This window comes from Photorhabdus laumondii subsp. laumondii (assembly GCF_003343245.1).
In the GTDB taxonomy this organism is placed as follows: Bacteria; Pseudomonadota; Gammaproteobacteria; order Enterobacterales; family Enterobacteriaceae; genus Photorhabdus; species Photorhabdus laumondii.
In genome coordinates, this window is record NZ_CP024901.1 from 785801 (window position 1) to 811498 (window position 25698).

The following is a 25698-nucleotide window of genomic DNA, read 5'->3' on the forward strand; positions in this document are numbered from 1 at the left end:
GTAGATGAAGGATACTCCTTTGGCTACCATTTCTTCTATTGATAGTCTGCGTCCGTTGACTATTGGATTAATCGCCGGAGAAACTTCCGGTGATATCCTTGGAGCAGGTTTAATTCGTGCATTAAAAGCTAAAGTACCTAATGCCCGTTTTGTTGGTGTAGCAGGCCCTCTTATGCAGGCTGAAGGTTGTGAAGCTTGGTATGAGATGGAAGAGCTAGCAGTAATGGGGATTGTCGAAGTTCTCGGACGTTTGCCTCGTTTGTTGAAAATACGTAAGGATCTGACAACCCGTTTCACGGAACTAAAGCCTGATGTGTTTGTGGGCATCGATGCGCCGGATTTCAATATTACATTAGAAGGTCGGTTAAAACAGCGAGGCATCCGCACCATTCATTATGTTAGTCCGTCGGTATGGGCTTGGCGTCAGAAACGCGTTTTCAAAATTGGTAAAGCCACAGATATGGTTCTGGCTTTCTTACCTTTTGAAAAAGCGTTTTACGATAAATTTAATGTTCCGTGCCGGTTTATTGGACATACCATGGCGGATGCTATGCCATTGCAACCCAATAAAGCGACGGCACGTGAGCTATTAGGTATTCTGCCAGAGTCTGTTTGCTTGGCTTTATTGCCGGGGAGTCGCCATTCTGAGGTTGAGATGCTGAGTGCGGATTTTCTTAAAACTGCTCAGTTATTGAAGCGAAACATACCTGATCTGCATGTATTTGTGCCGTTGGTGAATGCTAAACGGCGTGAACAATTTGAGCGCATTAAGCAAGAAGTTGCGCCAGAGCTGAATGTTCATCTTGTCGATGGCAAAGCGAGAGAAATTATGATCGCAAGTGATGCCGCACTTTTGGCCTCTGGTACTGCTGCTCTGGAATGTATGCTGGCAAAGTGTCCAATGGTAGTTGGTTATCGGATGAAGCCATTGACTTTTTGGCTGGCAAAACGCCTGGTAAAAACGCCTTATGTTTCATTGCCTAACTTATTATCCGGTGAAGAGTTAGTTAAAGAATTATTGCAGGAAAAATGTCAGCCGCAAAAACTTGCAGATGAGTTGTTGCCGTTACTACAAGGCAGTGAAAAAGTTGGAGCATTGAAACAGACATTTTTACATTTGCATAAAAGCATTCGTTGTAATGCTGACGAACAGGCAGCACAAGCCGTGTTGGAATTGGCAGGGAAATAATGGAATTTATATATCCTCAGGCAAGTCTGATTGCTGGAGTTGATGAAGTTGGTCGAGGTCCGTTAGTGGGTGCAGTTGTGACTGCGGCTGTTATTTTAGATCCATTGCAGCCGATAGTTGGTTTGGCTGATTCTAAAAAACTTAGTGAAAAACGCCGCGAGGCACTGTATCTGGAAATTACAGAAAAAGCATTGTGCTGGAGTTTGGGGCGTGCAGAACCGGCAGAAATTGACCAATTGAATATCCTGCATGCAACTATGCTTGCGATGCAAAGGGCTGTGGCTAATTTGCCTATTTCTCCTGAATATGTGCTGATTGATGGTAACCGTTGCCCTAAATTACCTATGCCGGCACAAGCGGTGATAAAAGGCGATGGACTGGTTGCTGAAATCAGTGCCGCTTCTATTGTGGCGAAAGTTACCAGAGATCGGGAAATGGCTGAACTTGATCAGCTGTTTCCTGAATATGGATTTGCTAAGCATAAAGGCTACCCGACGGCATTTCATTTAGAAAAGTTGGTTCAGTTGGGAGCGACAGAACATCATCGTAAAAGTTTTGCGCCGGTTAAGAGAGCAATTGGCCTTAAATAAACTTGTTAACTGAATACAGCTATTCTTCAAATTAATATCATCTGGATAAATATATGGCCGAACCCCGTTTTGTGCACTTACGTGTTCACAGCGACTATTCAATGATTGATGGCTTAGCCAAAACCAGCCCTTTAGTGAAAAAGGTTGCGCAATTAGGTATGCCGGCTTTTGCGATCACTGATTTTACTAATTTGTGTGGGCTGGTGAGATTTTACGGCAGTGCTCATGGAGCAGGAATAAAACCGATTATTGGTGCTGATTTTTATGTAGAAAGTGAACTGCTTGGTGATGAGCACGCTAGCTTGACCATTCTTGCGCGCAATAATACGGGTTACCATAACCTGACATTGCTGATATCAGAGGCTTATCAGAAGGGATATGGTGCGATTGGTCCGACAATTAAACAGGAATGGCTGATAAACCATAAAGAAGGGCTAATTCTGCTCTCCGGTGGTCGTATGGGGGATGTGGGTAAGTTCTTGTTGCGTGGTAATCAGGCTATGGTGGACCAATGCCTTGAGTTTTATCAGGAACATTTTCCCGGCTGTTATTATTTGGAGCTGATCCGTACTGGCCGTGCAGATGAAGAAAGTTATCTTCATGCGGCGGTGGCATTGGCAACGGAAAAAAGCCTGCCTGTTGTTGCAACTAATGACGTTTGTTTCATTGATGGCGAAGATTTCGATGCTCATGAGATTCGCGTAGCGATTCATGATGGCTATACCTTGGCTGATCCTAAACGTCCGAAAAATTACAGCCCTCAGCAATATCTGCGTAGTGAGCAGGAAATGTGTGAGCTATTCGCTGATATTCCTGAAGCGCTGGAAAACAGTGTAGAAATTGCTAAGCGCTGTAATGTCACTATTCGCCTTGGTGAATATTTCCTGCCGCAATTCCCTACGGGAGAAATGAGTACCGAAGATTATCTGATAAATAGATCTCAACAAGGGTTGGAAGAACGTTTAGCATTTCTCTACCCGGATCCTAAAGTACGCGCAGAAAAACGTCCTGAATATGATGAGAGACTCGATATTGAACTTCGGGTTATCAACCAAATGGGATTCCCGGGCTACTTCCTGATCGTGATGGAATTCATTCAGTGGTCGAAAGACAACGGTGTTCCTGTTGGTCCGGGACGTGGTTCGGGAGCAGGTTCTCTGGTGGCTTATGCCCTAAAAATAACCGATCTCGATCCTTTGGAATTTGATCTGCTCTTTGAACGATTCCTTAACCCTGAACGTGTTTCCATGCCCGATTTTGACGTCGATTTTTGTATGGAAAAACGCGATCTAGTGATTGATCATGTGGCTGATATGTATGGTCGTAATGCCGTATCTCAGATCATTACATTCGGTACAATGGCAGCGAAAGCAGTAATTCGGGATGTTGGCCGCGTGCTAGGGCATCCATACGGATTTGTTGATAGGATTTCCAAATTGATACCGCTTGATCCCGGTATGACGTTGGAGAAAGCATTTGCCGCTGAGCCACAACTTCCTGAAATCTATGAAGCGGATGAGGAAGTTAAAGCACTGATAGATATGGCGCGTAAATTGGAAGGTGTCACTCGTAATGCAGGGAAACATGCGGGTGGGGTGGTTATCGCCCCAACGAAGATCACCGATTTTTCGCCTCTCTATTGTGACCCGGAAGGTTTGAACCCGGTTACTCAGTTTGATAAAAATGATGTGGAATATGCAGGGTTGGTGAAATTTGACTTCCTCGGGCTGAGAACACTGACCATTATCAACTGGGCATTGGAGATGATCAACGCGCGTAGAACGAAGAAAGGTCTAGAGCCGATTGATATTGCAGCGATTCCGCTGAACGATGCTAAAAGCTTTGATATGTTGCAACGCGCTGAAACAACAGCAGTATTTCAGCTGGAATCCCGTGGTATGAAGGATCTGATTAAACGTCTGCGTCCCGATTGCTTCGAAGATATGATCGCGCTTGTCGCTTTATTCCGTCCAGGTCCCTTGCAGTCAGGCATGGTGGATAACTTCATTGACCGCAAACATGGCCGGGAAGAGCTCTCATACCCAGATATACAGTGGCAGCACGAATCTCTACAGCCTGTGTTGGAGCCAACTTACGGCATCATCCTTTATCAAGAACAAGTGATGCAGATTGCTCAGGTGCTGGCGGGATATACTCTCGGTGGTGCAGATATGCTCCGACGGGCGATGGGTAAGAAAAAGCCGGAGGAGATGGCTAAGCAGCGTTCTGTTTTTGAAGACGGTGCAAAGAAACTGGGTATTAATGGCGAACTGGCAATGAAAATCTTTGACCTGGTAGAGAAGTTTGCCGGTTATGGATTTAATAAATCTCACTCTGCTGCGTATGCCTTGGTTTCTTATCAGACTTTATGGCTGAAAGCGCATTACCCGGCTGAATTCATGGCTGCGGTAATGACTGCGGATATGGATAATACAGAAAAAGTCGTTGGGTTGATTGATGAATGCTGGCGCATGGGGCTGAAAATCTTACCACCTGATATTAATAGTGGTTTGTATCATTTCCACGTTAATGATGATGGGGAGATCGTATATGGAATCGGCGCAATTAAAGGGGTAGGTGAAGGGCCGATTGAAGCGATCATCGAAGCTCGTCAGAAAGATGGTTATTTTAGAGAACTGTTTGATTTATGTGCCCGTGTTGACACCAAGAAGTTAAATCGCCGAGTGATGGAAAAACTGATCATGTCAGGGGCATTTGACCGTTTAGGGCCGCACCGTGCAGCACTGATGTCTTCGTTGGAAGATGCGCTAAAAGCGGCAGATCAACATGCTAAAGCAGAAGCTACTGGTCAGACTGATATGTTTGGTGTATTAGCTGAAGCGCCAGAAGAAGTGGAACGCTCTTATGCCAATATTTCTCAATGGCCGGAACAGATTGTTCTTGATGGTGAACGGGAAACGCTAGGTCTCTATTTAACTGGGCATCCTATCACCCGTTATTTAAAAGAAATTGAGCGTTATACTAGTGGATTGCGGTTAAAAGATGTGAATCCAACCCCACGCGGTCAAGTAACAACTGTGATAGGTTTGGTGCTGGCATCCAAAGTGATTATAACCAAACGAGGTAACCGGATTGGTATTTGTACTTTAGATGATCGTTCAGGACGTCTAGAAGTTATGTTATTTTCCGATGCCTTGGAGAAATATCGGCATTTGCTAGAACAAGACCGGATATTAATCGCTACAGGTCAGGTCAGCTTTGATGATTTCAATGGCGGTCTTAAAATGACAGCCCGTGAATTAATGGATATTAGTGAAGCGCGTGAAAAATATGCGCGTGGGCTTGCTATCTCGCTGTCAGACAGGCAAATTGATGATCAATTGTTGAGCCGTCTTCGTAGTGCATTGGAACCACATCGTTCGGGAACGATACCGGTTCATCTTTATTACCAGAGGGAAGACGCCCGCGCCCGTTTAAGATTTGGCGCGACGTGGAGGGTAACGCCAACGGATAACCTTCTGACAGATTTGCGAACTCTGCTGGGTAATGAGCAGGTAGAATTAGAATTTGACTAAAATTAGGAATGTTATGAGTCTGAATTTTCTTGAATTTGAACAGCCGATTGCCGAGCTGGAAGCGAAAATTGATTCGCTAACCGCAGTTAGCCGTCAAGGTGAAAAATTAGATATAAATCTGGATGAAGAAGTACAACGTTTGCGGGAAAAAAGTCTGGAATTGACTCGCAAAATCTTTTCAGATTTAGGTGCCTGGCAAATTGCTCAGCTTGCTCGTCACCCACGTCGTCCTTATACGTTGGACTATATTCAGCATATTTTTACTGATTTTGAAGAGCTTGCTGGTGATCGTGCTTATGCTGATGACAAAGCAATTGTGGGTGGTCTGGCTCGTATTGATGGACGTCCAGTGATGGTGATTGGTCACCAAAAAGGCCGTGAAACCAAAGAAAAAATTCGCCGTAATTTCGGTATGCCAGCGCCAGAAGGTTATCGTAAAGCTTTGCGCCTGATGGAAATGGCAGAGCGTTTTAAACTGCCAATTATTACTTTCATTGATACTCCTGGTGCATATCCTGGGGTTGGTGCAGAAGAACGTGGTCAATCTGAGGCGATAGCTCGCAACTTGCGTGAAATGTCCCGCCTGTCTGTGCCTGTTATTTGTACTGTGATTGGTGAAGGTGGCTCTGGTGGTGCATTGGCGATTGGTGTTGGTGATAAAGTGAATATGCTGCAATATAGTACTTATTCTGTTATCTCCCCAGAAGGTTGTGCCTCAATTTTGTGGAAAAGCGCGGAAAAAGCACCTTTGGCGGCAGAAGCTATGGGGATCACTGCTCCTCGTTTGAAAGAGTTGGAGTTGGTCGATACTGTGATTTCAGAGCCATTAGGTGGTGCTCATCGTGACTATGAAGCAATATCCACGTCGTTGAAAGCTCAGTTGTTGATTGACCTGGCAGAGCTTGATCATTTGACATCTGAAGAATTAGTCAACCGCCGATATCAGCGCTTGATGCAATATGGTTATTGCTGATATTTGAATTAATTGTTTGGATAAGGGATGGTAACTGACTGGAAATGATAAATTTCAGTCACTTCCATCCTTTACTGTTTCTGCTTCTTTTTATCATTTCATATTGTTAATGAAAGTAGTGAAGAACATTATCTGACTGACAGAGGTTTTAAACTTACTAAAGTATATACCCTATGGATTTCAAGATGCATCGCGGCGGCAAGGGAGCGAATCCCCGGGAGCATAGATAACTATGTGACTGGGGTGAGTGAGTGCAGCCAACAAAGAAGCAACTTGAAAGATAACGGGTATAATAATGAATTCATATTATTGCAAGCTAAGGAACTCTTGAATCTATAATGGCAAACATTGATGAGAGACTATTTGTCACCTTGGCTAAACAGCTTGGTGAATATAAGAAAATCCTGGTTGGATTCAGTGGTGGGCTAGATTCCTCTGTTTTGCTTCATTTATTGGTTAATTGGCGTAATCAACATAATCAGAAAATTCAACTAAGGGCAATACATATTCACCACGGTTTAAACCTAAAAGCAGATCAGTGGATTGAACATTGTCAGCTGATCTGTGATGACTGGCAAGTGGAGTTTCATTCTGCAAGAGTAACGATAGATGCTCGTCAAAAGGGGATTGAGGCTGCTGCTCGTGATGCTCGATATCAGGTATTCAAGAGCGAATTACAAAAAGATGAAGTTTTGGTAACAGCTCAACATCTTGATGATCAGGCGGAGACTTTTTTACTGGCATTAAAGCGAGGTAGTGGTCCGGCAGGTCTTGCTTCTATGCCTTCAATCGCTGTATTTGCTGATACATTATTGTTACGTCCGTTACTTGACTATAGCCGGAATGAATTGGAAAAGTATGCCAGTAAACATCGTCTGAATTGGATTGAAGACGATAGTAATCAAGATGATCGTTATGACAGAAATTTTCTGCGCTTACATATCATGCCGTTACTAAATCAACGTTGGTCGCATTTCCCTAAAGCTGCTGCTCGTAGTGCAAGTTTATGTGGTGAACAAGAGCAGCTTCTAGATGAGTTACTGAATGAGTCTTTGAAAGAGTTGATAACCCAAGATGGTGCTTTGGGTATTGTGTCTTTGGCTGTATGTTCAGAAGCTAAACGAAATGCTTTGTTACGCCGTTGGTTTGGTTACCATGGGATGAAAATGCCTTCACGAGAGCAGCTTAACCGGCTTTGGTATGAGGTAGCTCTGGCTCGTACTGATGCGGAGCCTCGGCTACAATTTGGTAAATATGATGTACGCCGTTATAAGCAAAAACTCTGGTTGGTTCCTCAGTGGCAATCTTTGAGAGAGACTATTCTTGAGTGGGATATTTGCAATACTTTGGTATTACCGGATCGCTTAGGAGAATTGAATATTGCTGACCGCGGTATTCAAGTAAGGGTCCCGGCTGATAATGAACGAGTGACTATTCGCTTTGGTGTCCAGGGAATGATAAGTATTGTGGGGCGTCAACACTCCCGGCATAGTAAAAAATTGTGGCAAGAGCTTGGGGTTGCTCCATGGCTTAGAGAGCGAATTCCATTGCTTTATTACAACGAACAATTGATAGCGGCGTTAGGTGTTTTTGTCACCAAGGAAAGTGAAGCGGCAGAAGGAAGGAAGATGTTAACAATGAACTGGCATAAAACGCTGTTAAAATAAAAAGTTAAGCCGCCAAAGGCGGCTGTTTTCTATCAAGATTCAGAGGGTTCAATAATAATAGTGCCAATCTTAGGGTGACTGAAACTAGCAATATGATCTAACCGCAATTCACAAGGTTTACCTTCTGTTTCAATGATCAAGTATTCAACTTTTTTTCTTAAAACCAAATCACAGGCTTTTCCTTCAATAACTTCCCCACCCCGCAACTTTATGTGGAGGTGGAGCTGATGTTGGCAAGTTGACTCAAGATTGTCGTAGTCGTCACAGTTAATTGGTTGATATTCAGTATTTATAGACATATTCGCTCACCACTATGGTTAGTGGCGGTTATTGCCGCCCGTGGTTGTTAAAAATTGTAACTCAAAAGCACTATTAATGACTATAGCACAGGAAATCAATCGTGATTAATGAATAACTTTGGTTATTCATTCTGAACAGTAAGTAAATAAAAGTCTTATTTCACAGCAAGTTCCTGACAGAAGTATTAAAATCGGCCCACGTTATTTTGCTATTATTGAGTAACATCCTTAAGAAGGACAGTATTTACGCTATTAAGCTTGAATAATCGCTATGTTCCTTGTGTTACTTATAAGATGAGAATTATAAAGCTCATTATACTGTGTGGAGATAAATGTGAATAAAAAACTTTTGACAGCGTTAGTTGCTGTGGGCGTATCTGCTTTGATGGGATGTAAAGGTAACTCAGCACAGCAAATGAGTTCACAGCCAGTAGATCAGACTTTTCATGGTGCTCTTCCTTGTGCTGATTGTTCTGGTATTGATACCACACTGTTATTGGATAATGACGGTACTTATATTCTGGAACAAACTTATATTGGCGCTCGTGATGGTGACCAGTCGTTCTTTGAATCCGGTCTATGGGCGAAAGATGGAGAGAAAATTCGCCTGACAAAATCAGACGACCAGAAATCTTATTATCTGTCGAAAGGTGAAAACCTGGTAATGCTGGATATTGAAGGCAATAAAATTGAATCATCATTCAATTATGAACTGCAACGGGTAAAACCGAAGAAATTGGCGGGTGAATACAGTTATATGGCTGATGCTGCTTTGTTTACAGATTGTAGTACGGGTAAGCGGTATGCTGTAACGGAAAGTCTGGATTTGGAGCAAGGCTATCACCAAGTCGGTGTGGAAGGTGGAACGCCGGTTTATGTTGAAGTTGAAGGCTATTACAGCGTCCGTCCTTCAATGGAAGATGGGCAATTTGATCCTGCCTTGATTCAGACAGGTAAAATCCATTTCGATAAATCGAAATCTTGTAATATGAAGAAACAATTCTAGCTTCAGTATGAATGGTGATAATGGGCTAAGCAGCGTAAAATGCTCTGTTGCGATATGACCATTATCACCACGTTATTCAATAAGTTACTGAATAATCCTAATTAACAACCAAGTTGTTGCTTCAGGTAATCAACAACATTGTCTAGTTTCAGCATCTGTTTTTCATCATTGCGACGATGTTTATATTCTACTTCGCCATTATCAAGATTACGGTCACCAATAACGACAGTGTGTGGTACACCGATAAGCTCCATATCGGCAAACATCACGCCTGGGCGTTCCTTGCGATCATCAAAAATAACATCAATACCGCTAGCGCGTAGATCGGCATACAGTTTCTCTGCAACTTCTTTAACACGGTATGACTTGTGCATATTCATTGGCAAAATAGCAACTTGGAATGGTGCAATTGCATCAGGCCAGATGATACCGCGGTCATCGTGATTTTGTTCAATCGCTGCGGCGACAATACGAGTGACGCCAATACCATAACAGCCCATAGTGACTATCTGATTGTGGCCGTCTTCGCCTTGAACCGTCGCTTTCATGGCATCAGAATATTTGGTGCCAAGCTGGAAGATATGGCCCACTTCAATACCACGTTTGATGAGCAATGTACCTTTACCATCCGGGCTGGCATCACCTTCAACAACATTACGGATATCAGCAACCTCTGGTACTGGTAGATCACGCTCCCAGTTAATACCGAAATAGTGTTTGTCATTGATATTGGCACCTGCGCCAAAGTCACTCATCACTGCCACACTGCGGTCAATAATAGCAGGTATTGGCAGATTGACAGGTCCCAATGAACCCGGGCCTGCACCAACAATTGAGCGAATCTCTTCTTCGGTAGCGAAAGTCAGTGGGCTGGCAACTAAAGATAATTTCTCTGCCTTGATTTCATTAAGTTCATGGTCGCCGCGAACCAGTAAGGCGATCAATTTATGACTTGTTCCTTCTGCTGCGTGAACCATCAGGGTTTTAACTGTTTTCTCAATTGGTAGATTGAATTGCTCAACCAGTTCAGCAATTGTTTTTGCGTTTGGGGTATCTACCAGATGCATATCTTCTGTTGGTACTGCGCGATCATGAGCGGGGGCAACAGCTTCGGCTAATTCAATATTGGCTGCGTAGTTGGATTCAGTGGAGAAGACGATATCATCTTCTCCACTGGCTGCCAGAACCTGAAATTCATGAGAAGCACTACCACCGATGGAACCGGTATCAGCCAGAACAGCACGAAAATCCAAACCTATACGGGTAAAAATTTTGCTGTAGGCTTCGTACATGTTGTCGTAAGTTTCTTGTAATGATGTCTGGGTAGCATGGAAAGAGTAAGCATCTTTCATTAGGAATTCACGGGAGCGCATCACGCCAAAACGAGGGCGAACTTCATCGCGAAATTTAGTCTGGATCTGGAATAGAGTCAGTGGTAACTGCTTATATGAGCTGACTTCATTGCGGATCAGATCAGTGATGACCTCTTCATGAGTTGGGCCTAGTACAAAAGGACGATCACCTCGGTCAACAAAACGCAGTAACTCTGGACCATATTGTTCCCAGCGGCCACTTTCTTGCCATAGATCTGCCGGTTGTACGACGGGCATAGATATTTCAATCGCTCCGGTATTGTTCATCTCTTCTCGAACAATTTTTTCGACTTTTTTGAGTACACGGATACCTGTAGGCATCCAATTGTACAGACCTGAAGCGAGCTTACGGATCATGCCCGCACGCAGCATCAGCTTATGGCTGACAACCTCCGCATCGGCAGGAGTCTCTTTTAATGTAGAGAGCAGATATTGGCTAGTACGCATTGTTAGGTTCCATTAGAGCAGCAAATTGCTTCTGACTGGCAGAAATTTGCCAGCCAATAAAAAAACGAAAATAAGTCTTTAGTCTACCAGTGAGTTTAAGATGCCAAAAGGGTATATGCTGATTTTTAATGGGGATCTATGGAGACTACTTCGGTCAATGTGCCACAGATTTTCCAGCGTACATTAAAATCCAGTAAATGAGCAGCATATTCCCGATTTTCCTGTTCTCTTCTCCGGTAAGCTGGACGAGGATCTTGGGCTAAAACTTGACTGATAAAACGGCGTAAATTCGGATAAATATTTTGAATTGAGATTAGCTGTTGCTCAGCGGCAGGCGAAAATACCACTTCCATATTGGTAGAAGGAGCTTGCTGCGCAAAACCCGCCATTGCATGTGGCTGACATTCAGCGAAAGGCAGATAAGGCTTAATATCGATAACCGGCGTACCATCAACTAAATCCAGGCTACCCAGTTCCAGAATAACTCGACCTTTCCTGTATTCGATTCCTTTAAGTTCAATCAGAGACATGCCAATTGGATTAGGCCGAAAAGTCGAACGGGTTGCGAATACGCCCATTTTTGCATTGCCACCTAAACGAGGAGGACGCACCATTGGCTTCCAGCCGCCTTCTATTGTTTGATGGAAGATGAAAATAACCCACAGATGACTAAATTGTTCCAGACCACGAACTGCATCCGGTTGATTATAGGGAGGAAGAAGTACCAGTTTCCCACCACCATCTTCAATAAGACCGGGTTGGCGGGGAACGGCAAATTTTTCTTTATAAGGGGAGTGGATAACCCCTATCTGCGTGAAATGGAAATCGGTCATTGGGTGATAAGCAAGGCTGAACCTTCACATATTGCTATCTGGTAGCATCCTTGGCCTGATAATATTTCGCATTGATGCAATAAAACAGCGTTAGCATTCAAATAAGCTGCTTTGGTCATCATCTGGTTGCGAGCCACGATGATATTTGCGGGTGGATCCTGTAAGGAACTACGACACGATTGACCAGAAACAATCCCTAAATCTTTAAATGAGACACCTAATAATTCTTCACTTTTGGTATATAACTTTACGGATGAAGAGAAATGTTTTTTTTCTCCGGTTGATAGTTTTGTGTACTTCATATCTGATAACTGGGAAGCGTCAGGAAATGTTGCTTGTTGTACTGAACATCCTGTTATGGACAGTGCTAATAAAGAGGCAAGTAGCCTACGCATGATAGATCCTCGAATTTTTACTGTTAGAGTTAAGCGAGTCGATCAGGTTAACAAAAAATACCGAAAACATGATGCCATAATAAATCAGGCGGACAATCTGTCCGCCTGATTATTCTAATATCGATGAACGTAATATGAAAGATTACCAACCTTTCACTGCACCACCATTAAAGATCTTATTGGCAGCTTCATCAACTTCGTCTGATTGATATGCCTTAACGAATTTCTTAACGTTTTCAGCATCTTTATTATCTTCTCGACTAACCAGTAGGTTTACATATGGAGAATTTTTATCTTCAACAAATAAACCATCTTTTGCTGGAGTCAGACCAATCTGGCTTGCATAGGTTGTATTAATGATGGCGAGAGCAATTTTTTGATCATCCAGTGAACGTGGCAATTGTGGTGCTTCCAATTCGACTAGTTTTAAATTCTTAGGATTTTCAACAACGTCTAGAACCGTTGGTAATAAGCCTATGCCATCTTTCAATTTAATTAAACCTTGTTTCTGTAACAGTAATAAAGAACGGCCTAAGTTCGTTGGATCGTTTGGTAACGCAATTTGGGAACCATCCTGCAATTCATCCAAGGACTTAATTTTTTTGGAATAACCCGCAATTGGATAAACAAAAGAGTTGCCAACGGTGACCATCTTATAACCACGATCTTTGATTTGCTGATCCATATAGGGTTTGTGCTGGTATGCATTCAGATCAATATCGCCTTTGCTCAGAGCTTCGTTTGGCAATACAAAATCATTAAAGGTTACCAGTTCTACATCAAGACCATATTTATCTTTAGCGACTTTTTTTGCAATTTCAGCCACTTCCTGCTCTGCACCAACGATAACGCCTACTTTAATATGGTTTGGATCTTGTTTTTCCTGCCCGCAGCCAGACAGAATTAATGAACCTAAAAGAGCGCTGATAGTTGCGATGGTTTTTAATTTAACAGACATACTTTACCCCTATAGAATACTGATTTATTAGCACCGACACAGGTACTGCTATTAAAATAATCTTGTTATTTACGTGTTGTGGCCTTGACTAAATGGTCACCACTTAATTGAATTAAATAAACTAAAATAACCAGTAACACTAATACGGTATTCATTACTGTTGCATTATAGCCGATATATCCGTATTGGTAACCAATCTGGCCTAATCCGCCTGCACCTACCGCACCTCCCATTGCAGAATAACCGACTAAAGTTATGAGGGTAATTGTGGCTGCATTGAGCAAACCAGGTAATGCTTCAGGTAACAGAATTTTCTTTATAATCTGGAATGGGGATGCTCCCATTGCTCTAGCAGCTTCAATGAGTCCCGATGGAATTTCTAATAAAGCATTTTCCACCATACGAGCAATAAATGGTGCAGCACCTATGGTTAATGGGACAATGGCAGCTTGTAAACCGATCGATGTTCCCACAATTAGTCTGGTAAAAGGAATCATCCACACCAGTAAAATAATAAATGGGATAGAACGGAAAATATTAACTACCGCTGAAAGAAAACGATAGAGTTTACTATTTTCCATAATTTGATTGGGACGGGTGACATATAACAATACACCTATCGGCAGCCCGATAATGAAGCCAAAGAAACCAGAAACAAAAGTCATTACTAGAGTTTCCCAGACGCCTTTAGCCAGTAATAACATCATTCCTTCAGACATAACCGAGAACCTCTACTTTCACATGATGATCTTGTAAAAACTTAATCGTTGACTCAACGCCACCATTTTCACCGTGTAATTCAGCTAACATCACACCAAATTTTACGCCACCGGCATAGTCGATTTGAGAACTTAATATATTCATATCAATATTAAAACGACGTACTGCCATTGAAATCAGTGGAGCATCTACAGACTGACCGGTGAACTCTAATTTCAATAATGGACTAAGATTTGGTGCTGGGTGGCTTTGCATTTTTTGTACATAATCTTCAGGGATATCCAGATGCAAAGTTGACTGAATAAATGCCTGAGCGATAGGTGTCTTGGGATGAGAGAATACTTCACTAACAATGTCTTGTTCAATCAGTTGCCCGCCACTGATAACGGCTACTTGGTCACAAATACGTTTGACGACATCCATTTCATGTGTAATTAACAGAATAGTTAGCCCCAAACGGCGATTAATATCTTTCAATAATTCTAGAATAGAACGAGTTGTTGCAGGATCTAGAGCGCTGGTTGCTTCATCACATAAAAGTACTTTAGGTGAATTAGCTAGAGCACGGGCAATAGCAACACGTTGCTTCTGTCCGCCAGAGAGATTTGCTGGATAGGCATCATGCTTATCTGTAAGACCAACAAGCTCCAATAGCTCATCTACCCGTTTTTTGATTTCGGCTTTTGGAATGTTATCCAATTCCAAAGGCAAAGCTATGTTGCCGAACACTGTTCTTGAAGAGAGCAAATTGAAGTGTTGGAAAATCATGCCGATACGACGACGTGCACGAGTTAAATCACTATCAGACAAGATAGTTAAATCCTGACCATTAACCAATACTTGCCCGGAAGTTGGGCGCTCAAGCATATTTACACAGCGAATTAGTGTACTTTTACCTGCGCCGGATGAGCCAATAACACCGTAAATTTGCCCTTGCGGAACATGCAGGCTGATATCTGAAAGCGCGTTAATAGAACGGGCACCCTGCTGGAATATTTTATTGATATGAAACAGTTTTATCATTTTTATTCTTATTTATTTTTATAAAAATTTTGAAAATTGATAGCTTGAACATTTTTGAAAAAGCAAACCACCCGTTTAATCGGATGTTAAGGTGTCTAGACGTCTAAGTCAACTGTGAATAAATTAATTGCTGCATTCTCATTCATGGCTAAATCATGCGATACTGGGGGCTTCTTACATTTTTGGAGCAATCGGGTGACACAAGGTATTCCTGCCGTATTTTTGGATCGTGACGGAACAATAAATATCGATCATGGTTATGTACATGAAATAGATGATTTTCAATTTATCGATGGTGTCATTGAAGCCATGATTGAATTGAAAAAGATGGGGTATGCACTGGTATTAGTCACAAACCAGTCAGGTATTGCCCGTGGAATTTTCGATGAAGAGCAGTTTTTGCAACTGACGGAATGGATGGATTGGTCGCTAGCAGACCGTGGTGTGGATTTGGATGGCATTTATTATTGCCCTCATCACCCAGATGCAACTGAAGAGCAATATAAGAAGAGTTGTGACTGCCGTAAACCGCAGCCGGGTATGTTACTGGATGCGCAGAGGGAGCTGAGTATCGATATGACGGCTTCTTTTATGATTGGTGACAAACTCGAAGATATGCAAGCCGCGACGTTGGCAAAAATTGGCACTAAAGTATTAGTTCGCACAGGTAAACCCGTTAACACTGAAGCTGAACAAGCGGCTAATTTGATAATAAATAGTCTTGCAGACTTACCTAAAGCAATTAAAGGCATCAAAAAATAGGCTTTTTGTTCTTTATATCATCATTTTGTTGAAAAAATCCTCGAATAAAAGTTTTTTTCAAATAAATGCTTGCCAGCGTCAAAGAACGCCCTATAATGCGCCACCACTGACCGACACAACGCTGATAAACATTGTGAGGTCGGGCAGAGAAAGCGATAATCAGTGCTTGACTCTGCGGGCGAACAGCGTAATATACGCAGCCCGGCTGAACGAGAATGTTATTTTTTATGTCAGCCTGCTCTTTAACAATTAATCAGACAATCTGTGTGGGCACTCACGAGACCGTATCACAAAAAAATACGTTTTAAAGTCTTGAAGAGTGAACAACAGTTAATTCATTACGAAATAATTAGTCAGAATTCTTTGAGCATCAAACTTTGATTTAAATTGAAGAGTTTGATCATGGCTCAGATTGAACGCTGGCGGCAGGCCTAACACATGCAAGTCGGGCGGTAACAGGAAAGTGCCTGCACTTTTGCTGACGAGCGGCGGACGGGTGAGTAATGTCTGGGGATCTGCCCGAGGGCGGGGGATAACCACTGGAAACGGTGGCTAATACCGCATAATGTCGCGAGACCAAAGTGGGGGACCTGAAAGGGCCTCACGCCGTCGGATGAACCCAGATGGGATTAGCTGGTAGGTAGGGTAATGGCCTACCTAGGCGACGATCTCTAGCTGGTCTGAGAGGATGACCAGCCACACTGGGACTGAGACACGGCCCAGACTCCTACGGGAGGCAGCAGTGGGGAATATTGCACAATGGGCGCAAGCCTGATGCAGCCATGCCGCGTGTATGAAGAAGGCCTTCGGGTTGTAAAGTACTTTCAGCGGGGAGGAAGGGTTTAGCCTGAAGAGGGTTAGATTTTGACGTTACCCGCAGAAGAAGCACCGGCTAACTCCGTGCCAGCAGCCGCGGTAATACGGAGGGTGCAAGCGTTAATCGGAATGACTGGGCGTAAAGCGCACGCAGGCGGTCAATTAAGTTAGATGTGAAATCCCCGGGCTCAACCTGGGAATGGCATCTAAGACTGGTTGACTGGAGTCTCGTAGAGGGGGGTAGAATTCCATGTGTAGCGGTGAAATGCGTAGAGATGTGGAGGAATACCGGTGGCGAAGGCGGCCCCCTGGACGAAGACTGACGCTCAGGTGCGAAAGCGTGGGGAGCAAACAGGATTAGATACCCTGGTAGTCCACGCTGTAAACGATGTCGATTTGGAGGTTGCGGTCTTGAACGGTGGCTTCCGAAGCTAACGCGTTAAATCGACCGCCTGGGGAGTACGGCCGCAAGGTTAAAACTCAAATGAATTGACGGGGGCCCGCACAAGCGGTGGAGCATGTGGTTTAATTCGATGCAACGCGAAGAACCTTACCTACTCTTGACATCCTCAGAATTTGCTGGAGACAGCGAAGTGCCTTAGGGAACTGAGAGACAGGTGCTGCATGGCTGTCGTCAGCTCGTGTTGTGAAATGTTGGGTTAAGTCCCGCAACGAGCGCAACCCTTATCCTTTGTTGCCAGCACGTGAAGGTGGGAACTCAAAGGAGACTGCCGGTGATAAACCGGAGGAAGGTGGGGATGACGTCAAGTCATCATGGCCCTTACGAGTAGGGCTACACACGTGCTACAATGGCGGATACAAAGTGAAGCGACCTCGCGAGAGCAAGCGGAACACACAAAGTCTGTCGTAGTCCGGATTGGAGTCTGCAACTCGACTCCATGAAGTCGGAATCGCTAGTAATCGTAGATCAGCATGCTACGGTGAATACGTTCCCGGGCCTTGTACACACCGCCCGTCACACCATGGGAGTGGGTTGCAAAAGAAGTCGGTAGCTTAACCGAAAGGGGGGCGCTGACCACTTTGTGGCTCATGACTGGGGTGAAGTCGTAACAAGGTAACCGTAGGGGAACCTGCGGTTGGATCACCTCCTTACCTGAGATAGGTTGAGTGCAGTGCTCACACAGATTGTCTGATGAAAGAAGAGAATAACGTTATCGTGATAGGCTTGTAGCTCAGGTGGTTAGAGCGCACCCCTGATAAGGGTGAGGTCGGTGGTTCAAGTCCACTCAGGCCTACCAAACGCTTTTCCTCTTTGCCATTTTCGAACGCTGCATTACTCATGTGCTCGCGCACACTGCGTGATTCGCGTTGAAACTGGCTGCGATGAAAAGGTTTGAAGAAAACTCTGCGATAGCGGTCTATTTCTGTATGGGGCTATAGCTCAGCTGGGAGAGCGCCTGCCTTGCACGCAGGAGGTCAGCGGTTCGATCCCGCTTAGCTCCACCATACTCAACCTAATTCAGAGTATATTGGCGACAGTATGCTGCGAATTATTTTGCTCTTTAACAATCTGGAACAAGCTGAAAAATTGAAATGCTCAATAATATCGCCGAGGTATTATTGAGGTATCTCTCAAGCTGAACAATCCGAGACTCTTTCGGGTTGTGAGGTTAAGCGAATAAGCGTACACGGTGGATGCCTAGGCAGTCAGAGGCGATGAAGGACGTGCTAATCTGCGAAAAGCGTCGGTAAGCTGATATGAAGCGACAGAGCCGGCGATGTCCGAATGGGGAAACCCAGTGCAATGCGTTGCACTATCATTAACTGAATTCATAGGTTAATGAGGCGAACCGGGGGAACTGAAACATCTCAGTACCCCGAGGAAAAGAAATCAACCGAGATTCCCCCAGTAGCGGCGAGCGAACGGGGAGGAGCCCAGAACCTGCATCAGCGATAGCATCAGAGGAACGGTCTGGAAAGGCCGGCGAGAGAGGGTGACAGCCCCGTACTCGAAGATGGTATGGCTGTGAGTTCGATGAGTAAGGCGGGACACGAGAAATCCTGTCTGAAGATGGGGGGACCATCCTCCAAGGCTAAATACTCCTGACTGACCGATAGTGAACCAGTACCGTGAGGGAAAGGCGAAAAGAACCCCGGCGAGGGGAGTGAAAGAGAACCTGAAACCGTGTACGTACAAGCAGTGGGAGCCCCACCACCAAAGCGTTTCACTTTGCGTGGTGCACAAAATGCGTAACAGCAGCACTGATGACGGTTGGCGGAGCGGCAGCGACGCCCAACACACCAATCAAGCAGTGGAGCGTTTTGGGGTGGGGTGACTGCGTACCTTTTGTATAATGGGTCAGCGACTTATATTCTGTAGCAAGGTTAACCGGATAGGGGAGCCGCAGGGAAACCGAGTCTTAACTGGGCGAAAGAGTTGCAGGGTATAGACCCGAAACCCGGTGAGCTAGCCATGGGCAGGTTGAAGGTTGGGTAACACTAACTGGAGGACCGAACCGACTAATGTTGAAAAATTAGCGGATGACCTGTGGCTGGGGGTGAAAGGCCAATCAAACCGGGAGATAGCTGGTTCTCCCCGAAAGCTATTTAGGTAGCGCCTCGTGAATTCATCTTCGGGGGTAGAGCACTGTTTCGGCTAGGGGGCCATCCCGGCTTACCAACCCGATGCAAACTGCGAATACCGAAGAATGGTATCACGGGAGACACACGGCGGGTGCTAACGTCCGTCGTGAAGAGGGAAACAACCCAGACCGCCAGCTAAGGTCCCGAAGTCATGGTTAAGTGGGAAACGATGTGGGAAGGCCCAGACAGCCAGGATGTTGGCTTAGAAGCAGCCATCATTGAAAGAAAGCGTAATAGCTCACTGGTCGAGTCGGCCTGCGCGGAAGATGTAACGGGGCTAAACCATGCACCGAAGCTGCGGCAGTGACACGCAAGTGTTATTGGGTAGGGGAGCGTTCTGTAAGCCGGAGAAGGTGGCGCTGTGAGGCCTGCTGGAGGTATCAGAAGTGCGAATGCTGACATAAGTAACGATAAAGCGGGTGAAAAACCCGCTCGCCGGAAGACCAAGGGTTCCTGTCCAACGTTAATCGGGGCAGGGTGAGTCGACCCCTAAGGTGAGGCCGAGAGGCGTAGCTGATGGGAAACAGGTTAATATTCCTGTACTGAATGTGACTGCGAAGGGGGGACGGAGAAGGCTAGGCCATCCGGGCGACGGTTGTCCCGGTTTAAGCGTGTAGGTGGGAGGAGCAGGCAAATCCGCTCTTCTGTGAACACTGAGGCGTGATGACGAGCTGCTACGGCGGTGAAGTGGTTGATGCCCGGCTTCCAGGAAAAGCCTCTAAGCACCAGGTCATATTGAATCGTACCCCAAACCGACACAGGTGGTCAGGTAGAGAATACTCAGGCGCTTGAGAGAACTCGGGTGAAGGAACTAGGCAAAATGGTGCCGTAACTTCGGGAGAAGGCACGCTGGCGGTAGGTGAAGGAGTTTGCCTCCGGAGCTGAAGCCAGTCGCAGAGACCAGCTGGCTGCAACTGTTTATTAAAAACACAGCACTGTGCAAACACGTAAGTGGACGTATACGGTGTGACGCCTGCCCGGTGCTGGAAGGTTAATTGATGGGGTTAGCCGCAAGGCGAGGCTCTTGACAGAAGCCCCAGTAAACGGCGGCCGTAACTATAACGGTCCTAAGGTAGCGAAATTCCTTGTCGGGTAAGTTCCGACCTGCACGAATGGCGTAATGATGGCCAGGCTGTCTCCACCCGAGACTCAGTGAAATTGAACTCGCTGTGAAGATGCAGTGTCCCCGCGGCAAGACGGAAAGACCCCGTGAACCTTTACTATAGCTTGACACTGAACATGGAGCCTTGATGTGTAGGATAGGTGGGAGGCTGAGAAGTGCGGACGCCAGTCTGCATGGAGCCATCCTTGAAATACCACCCTTGAATGTTCGATGTTCTCACCTGGGCCCGTAAACCGGGCCGGGGACAGTGTCTGGCGGGTAGTTTGACTGGGGCGGTCTCCTCCCAAAGGGTAACGGAGGAGCACGAAGGTTGGCTAATCACGGTCGGACATCGTGAGGTTAGTGCAAAGGCATAAGCCAGCTTAACTGCGAGAGTGACGGTTCGAGCAGGTACGAAAGTAGGTCTTAGTGATCCGGTGGTTCTGAATGGAAGGGCCATCGCTCAACGGATAAAAGGTACTCCGGGGATAACAGGCTGATACCGCCCAAGAGTTCATATCGACGGCGGTGTTTGGCACCTCGATGTCGGCTCATCACATCCTGGGGCTGAAGTAGGTCCCAAGGGTATGGCTGTTCGCCATTTAAAGTGGTACGCGAGCTGGGTTTAGAACGTCGTGAGACAGTTCGGTCCCTATCTGCCGTGGGCGCAGGAAGATTGAAAGGGGCTGCTCCTAGTACGAGAGGACCGGAGTGGACGCACCGCTGGTGTACGGGTTGTCATGCCAATGGCATAGCCCGGTAGCTAAGTGCGGGAGAGATAACCGCTGAAAGCATCTAAGCGGGAAACTTGCCTTGAGATGAGTCTTCCCCTGACTGAGGTCACGGAAGGAACGTTTAAGACGAAGACGTGGATAGGCTGGGTGTGTAAGTGCAGCGATGCATTGAGCTGACCAGTACTAATGAACCGAGAGGCTTAACCTTACAACACCGAAGGTGTTTTGGTGTCGGAAGACAGCAGAGAGAGATTTTTCGCTTGTTCAGAGATTGATTCGGGTGGTTGTGGCAGAAGAGCGACAACGGCCGGAAGAAAACCGAATATGCCTGGCGGCGATAGCGCGGTGGTCCCACCTGACCCCATGCCGAACTCAGCAGTGAAACGCCGTAGCGCCGATGGTAGTGTGGGGTCTCCCCATGTGAGAGTAGGACACTGCCAGGCTTTAATTTTGCGTTGTATGGCGATAGAAAAGCAATACAAGGCCCCAGTGGTAGCGAGTAGGGTAACTCCGTCGGGAACGGATTTGAACGTCGCGAGGGGCGACGGCCCGAAGAGCAAACGGCAGGAAAGCCGTTTGTAAGCTGCCAAGCTTGATATTTAAGTTTTATGTCGTAACAGCGATATAAATCAAAGAGAATTCGGTGGTGCGGTAGTTCAGTTGGTTAGAATACCGGCCTGTCACGCCGGGGGTCGCGGGTTCGAGCCCCGTCCGCACCGCCACCTTAATTTGCAGAGAAAACCCTGAGAGAAATTTCAGGGTTTTTTGCTGTTTATGAGTATTAAAATCAATAATTACCTTATTATATTTGATAGAATCGGATAGTTTTTATAGTTATTTTGTACTTAAGAGGTTTTTTACGTGGTAAAAAAAACCTATGCGATAAGATATGTTGCTGGACAACCTGTTGAACGTGTCTTTCCTATGTCGACTCATCAGCTTGGGAATACATTACCTGTAGGTACTCCTTTGATCACTGGTACAAATGAGCTTAGGGTTGTTGTATGGAATATCTATAAACAGCAGCGTCCTTCATGGCGAAAGGTTCTGAAAGAGCTGACTAACGAAAGCCAGTTGATTTTATTACAAGAAGCGCAGACAACTCCTGATTTAGTTGAATTTGCTACCTCAAATTACCTAATATCTGATCAAGTTCCCGCATTTCTATTACCACAACACCCCTCTGGTGTAATGACGTTAGCAACTTCTCATCCTGTCTATTGTTGCCCATTGAGAGAGAAAGAGCCTCTTTTACGTTTATCTAAGTCCGCTCTCATCACTGTTTATCTTTTACAAGATAATCGTCAGTTAATGGTTATTAATGTGCATGCGATAAATTTCAGTTTTGGTGTGGATGTGTATAGCCGCCAGTTGAATAATATTGGTGTTCATGTTCGTTTACATAATGGCCCAGTCATTATGGCTGGTGATTTTAATGCATGGAGTAAGCAACGATTAAATGCTTTAAAACGTTTTACCAGATATTTACACCTTGAAGAAGTATCTTTTACTGATGACTATCGAACAATCGCATTTGGTAGACCTTTAGATTTTATTTTTTACCGAGAGTTGAATATCGCTAATGCTATTGTGATACCTACTGATGCCTCCGATCATAATCCTCTTGTTGTGAATTTTTATTAACTCTTTATTATAAGAATATATCCATCTATTTTTTATGAATTAAATTCTTATTTAATTCATTGAAAAAACATTATATCATTATTACTTTATTGTAACTGTTTATTATCTGTTTTGATGGGTTTATATTTTAAAAATAAAATTTATTTCTATTAAAATAATATATAAATTATTTTAATTAATATGTGTAAGTTATATTGAGATAAATATTAAATATATTTCATTTGGGTAAATTAAAATAAATGCCAGATTAATCTGGCATTTTTTATGAATGAAAATTATTTATTTATCTGATGGATTTGAGAAATATTTTTCTTTTTGCTAAAGAAGTAGGTGATTGATAATAAGATTACCCATGTGATTCCCACAATTAATGCAATGCGGGTTTTCTCGAAATAGCCCAGTAATACAATAACAAATACCATAAAGATAATGGTTAATGCTGGCGCTATTGGCCACATAGGTACGGGGAATTTCAAGGTCTTAACTTCTTCTTTGCTCATTTTGCGGCGCATAGCAACCTGAGAAAGTAGGATCATTAACCATACCCATACAGTAGCAAATGTCGCGATAGAGGCAATGATAACGAAAATTTCTTCCGGAATCATATAGTTGAGTATAACGCCAATTAAGAGAACTGCTGACATAACGATTACAGTCATCCAGGGTACGCCATTACGGCTCAGCTTGGTGAATGATTTAGGCGCTTGTCCTTCTTGGGCCATGCCGTACATCATACGACCAGCACCAAAAATATCGCTATTGATTGCTGAAATTGCGGCAGTAATCACTACAATATTGAGAATGTTGGCAGCAGAATTGATACCCAAGCTAGAAAAAATCTGTACGAATGGGCTACCTTCTTGACCGATCTGATTCCACGGATAAATACACATTAAAATAAACAGAGTCAGTACATAGAACAGCAGAATACGGAAAGGGACAGCGTTGATTGCTTTTGGAATTGTTTTCTCGGGGTTTTTGGTCTCACTGGCAGTAATACCAATGACTTCAATACCACCAAAAGCAAACATCACAATAGCGAGTGACGCTATCACACCACTGATGCCATTAGGCATAAAACCGCCATATTCCCACAAACTGGCAATGCCGGTTGCATGATCTGTTTCTTGGCCGAATCCATAGATCATGATAATCATGCCACCGATAATCATAGCGATAATTGCGGTGACTTTCACAATCGAAAGCCAGAATTCCATTTCACCGAAAATCTTCACATGACAAAGATTAATTGCGCCAATAAAGCAGACAATGCTTAGTACCCAGATCCATTGCTCCACATGGGGGAACCAGAGCTTCATATAAAAACCAAATGCAGTAACGTCAGCCAGGCAGACGATCAGCATTTCGAATATATAATTCCATCCGGTTAGAAATCCGGCTAAAGGTCCGAGGTAATGGCTGGCATAGTGTGAAAAAGAACCGGCTACTGGATGGTGAACAGCCATTTCACCTAATGCACGCATCACCATAAATACGGCAGCACCGCCGATTAAATAGGCGAGTAATACGGCGGGTCCAGCTTGCTGAATAGCAGCTGCGGAGCCATAGAACAGCCCTGTGCCTATTGCGGAGCCTAATGCCATAAAGCGGATGTGCCGCCCGGTTAGACCCCGTTTCAGCTGAGTTTCATTATTCTGCATTATTTATTCCTGTCACTTTCTCAGTGCTAGATATATTTTAAGCACACAATGCCTCGACAAGTCGCATGTTAGCTAAGCGAAGCAAACCCCGTACCTTATCATAAAGATTGATGTTCGAGGGATAGATATCTGCAATAATGCGCCCTTGCCTAATGAAACCAGAGATTTGTATGTTTTACCCGATTAACGAAATATTCCAGACATTGCAGGGAGAAGGTTTTTTTACCGGCGTCCCGGCAATTTTTATTCGTCTACAAGGGTGTCCGGTTGGTTGTAGCTGGTGTGATACTAAACACACTTGGGAGAAAGAAGTGGAAAAGCAACGGACATTGGAAACAATTTTGCTGAAGACGAGTGAAAGCAATGAATGGAGTAAAGCTTCTCCTAAGCAAATTACAGCGCTGTTTGTTCAACAGAAATATACCGCACGCCACGTTGTTATTACTGGTGGTGAGCCTTGTCTCTATGATCTTATTCCTCTGACCGAAGAGTTAGAAAGTCTTGGCTACCAATGCCAGATAGAAACCAGTGGTACGTATCATGTTAAATGTTCTGCTGCTACTTGGGTGACGGTTTCACCAAAAGTTAACATGCGTGGTGGTTACCGGATATTGCAGCAGGCTTTGCAGAGAGCTAATGAAATAAAATATCCAGTTGCGAGGGAAAGGGATATTGAAGCATTGGATGAGTTATTAGCGACATTAAATGACAACTCATCACGTATTATTGCATTGCAACCGATTAGCCAGAAAGAAGAAGCTACCCGTTTATGTATTGAAACCTGTATTGCCCGTAATTGGCGATTTTCTATGCAAACACATAAATATTTGAATATCGCCTGAGAAAAGCTTACTGCACTGGAGGTTTCCTGGTGCAGTAAGTTGTTTCATTTGCCGCGGAAAATACATCCCGCAGTACAGGTTTCCTTCACCATAACGGCACTGAGTTGTGGAACTATTGGTTTAACTTTATGCCAAATCCAGGTTGCCAATACTTCGCTGGTTGGATTTTCCAGTCCAGGGATATCGTTCAGGTAATGGTGATCTAGCTGTTCCCAAACAGGCTTGAATAGGGCTTTTAAATCGGCAAAGTCCATAATCCAGCCACTATGAGGATCGACCTCCCCGGTAATTTCCAGTCGTACTATAAATGAGTGTCCATGCAGGCGACCGCATTTATGGCCTTCTGGGACATGTGGCAGACGGTGGGCAGCTTCAAACTGAAAATCTTTAAAAATCGTTGTGCTCATAGTGGTTCTCCCTGACTTCAAAAAACCCGCTATTCTACCCGATCTTCTGAATTAAACCTGGTTTTTTCATTTTTTTGCTATTGCTCTTATTAACTGTTTTATAGATATATTAAATCT

General features: G+C 44.4%; 18 protein-coding genes, 3 tRNA genes and 3 rRNA genes. 15 read left to right on the top strand and 9 right to left on the bottom strand.

Annotated features, from left to right (window positions below; all coding sequences use genetic code 11):
• Positions 1 to 4 precede the first annotated feature (4 nt).
• The 5 genes from lpxB to tilS all read left to right on the top strand — a co-directional run bounded on the left by lpxB (position 5) and on the right by tilS (position 7955).
• Positions 5 to 1189 (top strand): lipid-A-disaccharide synthase, encoded by a 1185-nt coding sequence (gene lpxB, locus PluTT01m_RS03515; protein ID WP_041379912.1) that lies wholly within the window; start codon positions 5 to 7, stop codon positions 1187 to 1189.
• A complete protein-coding gene (rnhB, locus tag PluTT01m_RS03520; protein ID WP_011145062.1) occupies positions 1189 to 1779 on the top strand; it encodes a ribonuclease HII in 591 nt (196 codons plus the stop codon). Before lpxB ends, rnhB begins: the two co-directional genes overlap by 1 nt.
• 53 nt (positions 1780 to 1832) lie before the next feature.
• Entirely contained in the window at positions 1833 to 5315 is a 3483-nt protein-coding gene (gene dnaE / locus PluTT01m_RS03525; protein WP_011145063.1) for a DNA polymerase III subunit alpha, read from the top strand.
• 13 nt (positions 5316 to 5328) lie between these two features.
• Entirely contained in the window at positions 5329 to 6288 is a 960-nt protein-coding gene (accA, locus tag PluTT01m_RS03530) for an acetyl-CoA carboxylase carboxyl transferase subunit alpha (protein WP_011145064.1), read from the top strand.
• A 338-nt stretch (positions 6289 to 6626) separates the two neighbouring features.
• A complete protein-coding gene (gene tilS, locus PluTT01m_RS03535; protein WP_011145065.1) occupies positions 6627 to 7955 on the top strand; it encodes a tRNA lysidine(34) synthetase TilS in 1329 nt (442 codons plus the stop codon).
• 32 nt (positions 7956 to 7987) lie between these two features.
• Here the strand turns inward: tilS and rof are convergent, their stop codons facing one another.
• The gene (gene rof / locus PluTT01m_RS03540) at positions 7988 to 8254 is read right to left on the bottom strand and encodes a Rho-binding antiterminator (protein ID WP_011145066.1); all 267 of its coding nucleotides are present in this window, start codon (positions 8252 to 8254) and stop codon (positions 7988 to 7990) included.
• A gap of 334 nt (positions 8255 to 8588) precedes the next feature.
• On the opposite strand from rof, the gene nlpE reads away from it, so the two are divergent.
• The gene (nlpE, locus tag PluTT01m_RS03545) at positions 8589 to 9260 is read left to right on the top strand and encodes an envelope stress response activation lipoprotein NlpE (RefSeq protein ID WP_011145067.1); all 672 of its coding nucleotides are present in this window, start codon (positions 8589 to 8591) and stop codon (positions 9258 to 9260) included.
• Positions 9261 to 9361: 101 nt separating this feature from the next.
• Here the strand turns inward: nlpE and proS are convergent, their stop codons facing one another.
• From proS to metN, 6 genes are all read right to left on the bottom strand, one after another.
• Positions 9362 to 11080, bottom strand: coding sequence for a proline--tRNA ligase (gene proS / locus PluTT01m_RS03550; RefSeq protein WP_011145068.1), 1719 nt, complete (start codon positions 11078 to 11080; stop codon positions 9362 to 9364).
• A gap of 125 nt (positions 11081 to 11205) precedes the next feature.
• Entirely contained in the window at positions 11206 to 11913 is a 708-nt protein-coding gene (gene tsaA / locus PluTT01m_RS03555) for a tRNA (N6-threonylcarbamoyladenosine(37)-N6)-methyltransferase TrmO (protein ID WP_011145069.1), read from the bottom strand.
• Positions 11910 to 12308, bottom strand: a complete 399-nt coding sequence (rcsF, locus tag PluTT01m_RS03560) for an Rcs stress response system protein RcsF (protein ID WP_011145070.1) — start codon at positions 12306 to 12308, stop codon at positions 11910 to 11912. The genes tsaA and rcsF overlap by 4 nt, the downstream gene beginning before the upstream one ends.
• 142 nt (positions 12309 to 12450) lie before the next feature.
• Positions 12451 to 13266 carry a MetQ/NlpA family lipoprotein gene (locus PluTT01m_RS03565; protein ID WP_011145071.1) on the bottom strand — a complete coding sequence of 272 codons (816 nt, stop codon included), beginning with the start codon at positions 13264 to 13266 and terminating at the stop codon, positions 12451 to 12453.
• A gap of 65 nt (positions 13267 to 13331) precedes the next feature.
• Complete coding sequence (locus tag PluTT01m_RS03570; protein ID WP_011145072.1) at positions 13332 to 13985, bottom strand: methionine ABC transporter permease MetI; 654 nt, start codon at positions 13983 to 13985, stop codon at positions 13332 to 13334.
• A complete protein-coding gene (metN, locus tag PluTT01m_RS03575; protein ID WP_011145073.1) occupies positions 13978 to 15009 on the bottom strand; it encodes a methionine ABC transporter ATP-binding protein MetN in 1032 nt (343 codons plus the stop codon). The genes PluTT01m_RS03570 and metN overlap by 8 nt, the downstream gene beginning before the upstream one ends.
• A gap of 195 nt (positions 15010 to 15204) precedes the next feature.
• Between metN and gmhB the strand changes: the two genes are divergently transcribed.
• The 8 genes from gmhB to PluTT01m_RS03615 all read left to right on the top strand — a co-directional run bounded on the left by gmhB (position 15205) and on the right by PluTT01m_RS03615 (position 22671).
• Positions 15205 to 15771 carry a D-glycero-beta-D-manno-heptose 1,7-bisphosphate 7-phosphatase gene (gmhB, locus tag PluTT01m_RS03580; protein WP_011145074.1) on the top strand — a complete coding sequence of 189 codons (567 nt, stop codon included), beginning with the start codon at positions 15205 to 15207 and terminating at the stop codon, positions 15769 to 15771.
• A gap of 384 nt (positions 15772 to 16155) precedes the next feature.
• A 16S ribosomal RNA gene (locus PluTT01m_RS03585) occupies positions 16156 to 17700 on the top strand.
• Positions 17701 to 17769: 69 nt separating this feature from the next.
• Positions 17770 to 17846: transfer RNA gene (locus PluTT01m_RS03590), tRNA-Ile, on the top strand.
• A gap of 132 nt (positions 17847 to 17978) precedes the next feature.
• Positions 17979 to 18054 (top strand) — tRNA-Ala (locus tag PluTT01m_RS03595).
• Between the two features lie 162 nt (positions 18055 to 18216).
• A 23S ribosomal RNA gene (locus PluTT01m_RS03600) occupies positions 18217 to 21235 on the top strand.
• A 119-nt stretch (positions 21236 to 21354) separates the two neighbouring features.
• Positions 21355 to 21470 (top strand): 5S ribosomal RNA (gene rrf, locus PluTT01m_RS03605).
• Together the 16S, 23S and 5S rRNA genes with 3 tRNA genes alongside form the textbook arrangement of a ribosomal RNA operon.
• A gap of 202 nt (positions 21471 to 21672) precedes the next feature.
• Positions 21673 to 21749, top strand: a tRNA-Asp gene (locus PluTT01m_RS03610).
• 139 nt (positions 21750 to 21888) lie between these two features.
• Positions 21889 to 22671 carry an endonuclease/exonuclease/phosphatase family protein gene (locus tag PluTT01m_RS03615; protein ID WP_011145075.1) on the top strand — a complete coding sequence of 261 codons (783 nt, stop codon included), beginning with the start codon at positions 21889 to 21891 and terminating at the stop codon, positions 22669 to 22671.
• Between the two features lie 275 nt (positions 22672 to 22946).
• Here the strand turns inward: PluTT01m_RS03615 and PluTT01m_RS03620 are convergent, their stop codons facing one another.
• Positions 22947 to 24332, bottom strand: coding sequence for an amino acid permease (locus tag PluTT01m_RS03620; protein ID WP_011145076.1), 1386 nt, complete (start codon positions 24330 to 24332; stop codon positions 22947 to 22949).
• Between the two features lie 170 nt (positions 24333 to 24502).
• On the opposite strand from PluTT01m_RS03620, the gene queE reads away from it, so the two are divergent.
• The gene (queE, locus tag PluTT01m_RS03625; RefSeq protein ID WP_011145077.1) at positions 24503 to 25174 is read left to right on the top strand and encodes a 7-carboxy-7-deazaguanine synthase QueE; all 672 of its coding nucleotides are present in this window, start codon (positions 24503 to 24505) and stop codon (positions 25172 to 25174) included.
• A gap of 44 nt (positions 25175 to 25218) precedes the next feature.
• Here the strand turns inward: queE and queD are convergent, their stop codons facing one another.
• Positions 25219 to 25581 (bottom strand): 6-carboxytetrahydropterin synthase QueD, encoded by a 363-nt coding sequence (gene queD, locus PluTT01m_RS03630; protein WP_011145078.1) that lies wholly within the window; start codon positions 25579 to 25581, stop codon positions 25219 to 25221.
• Positions 25582 to 25698 lie beyond the last annotated feature (117 nt).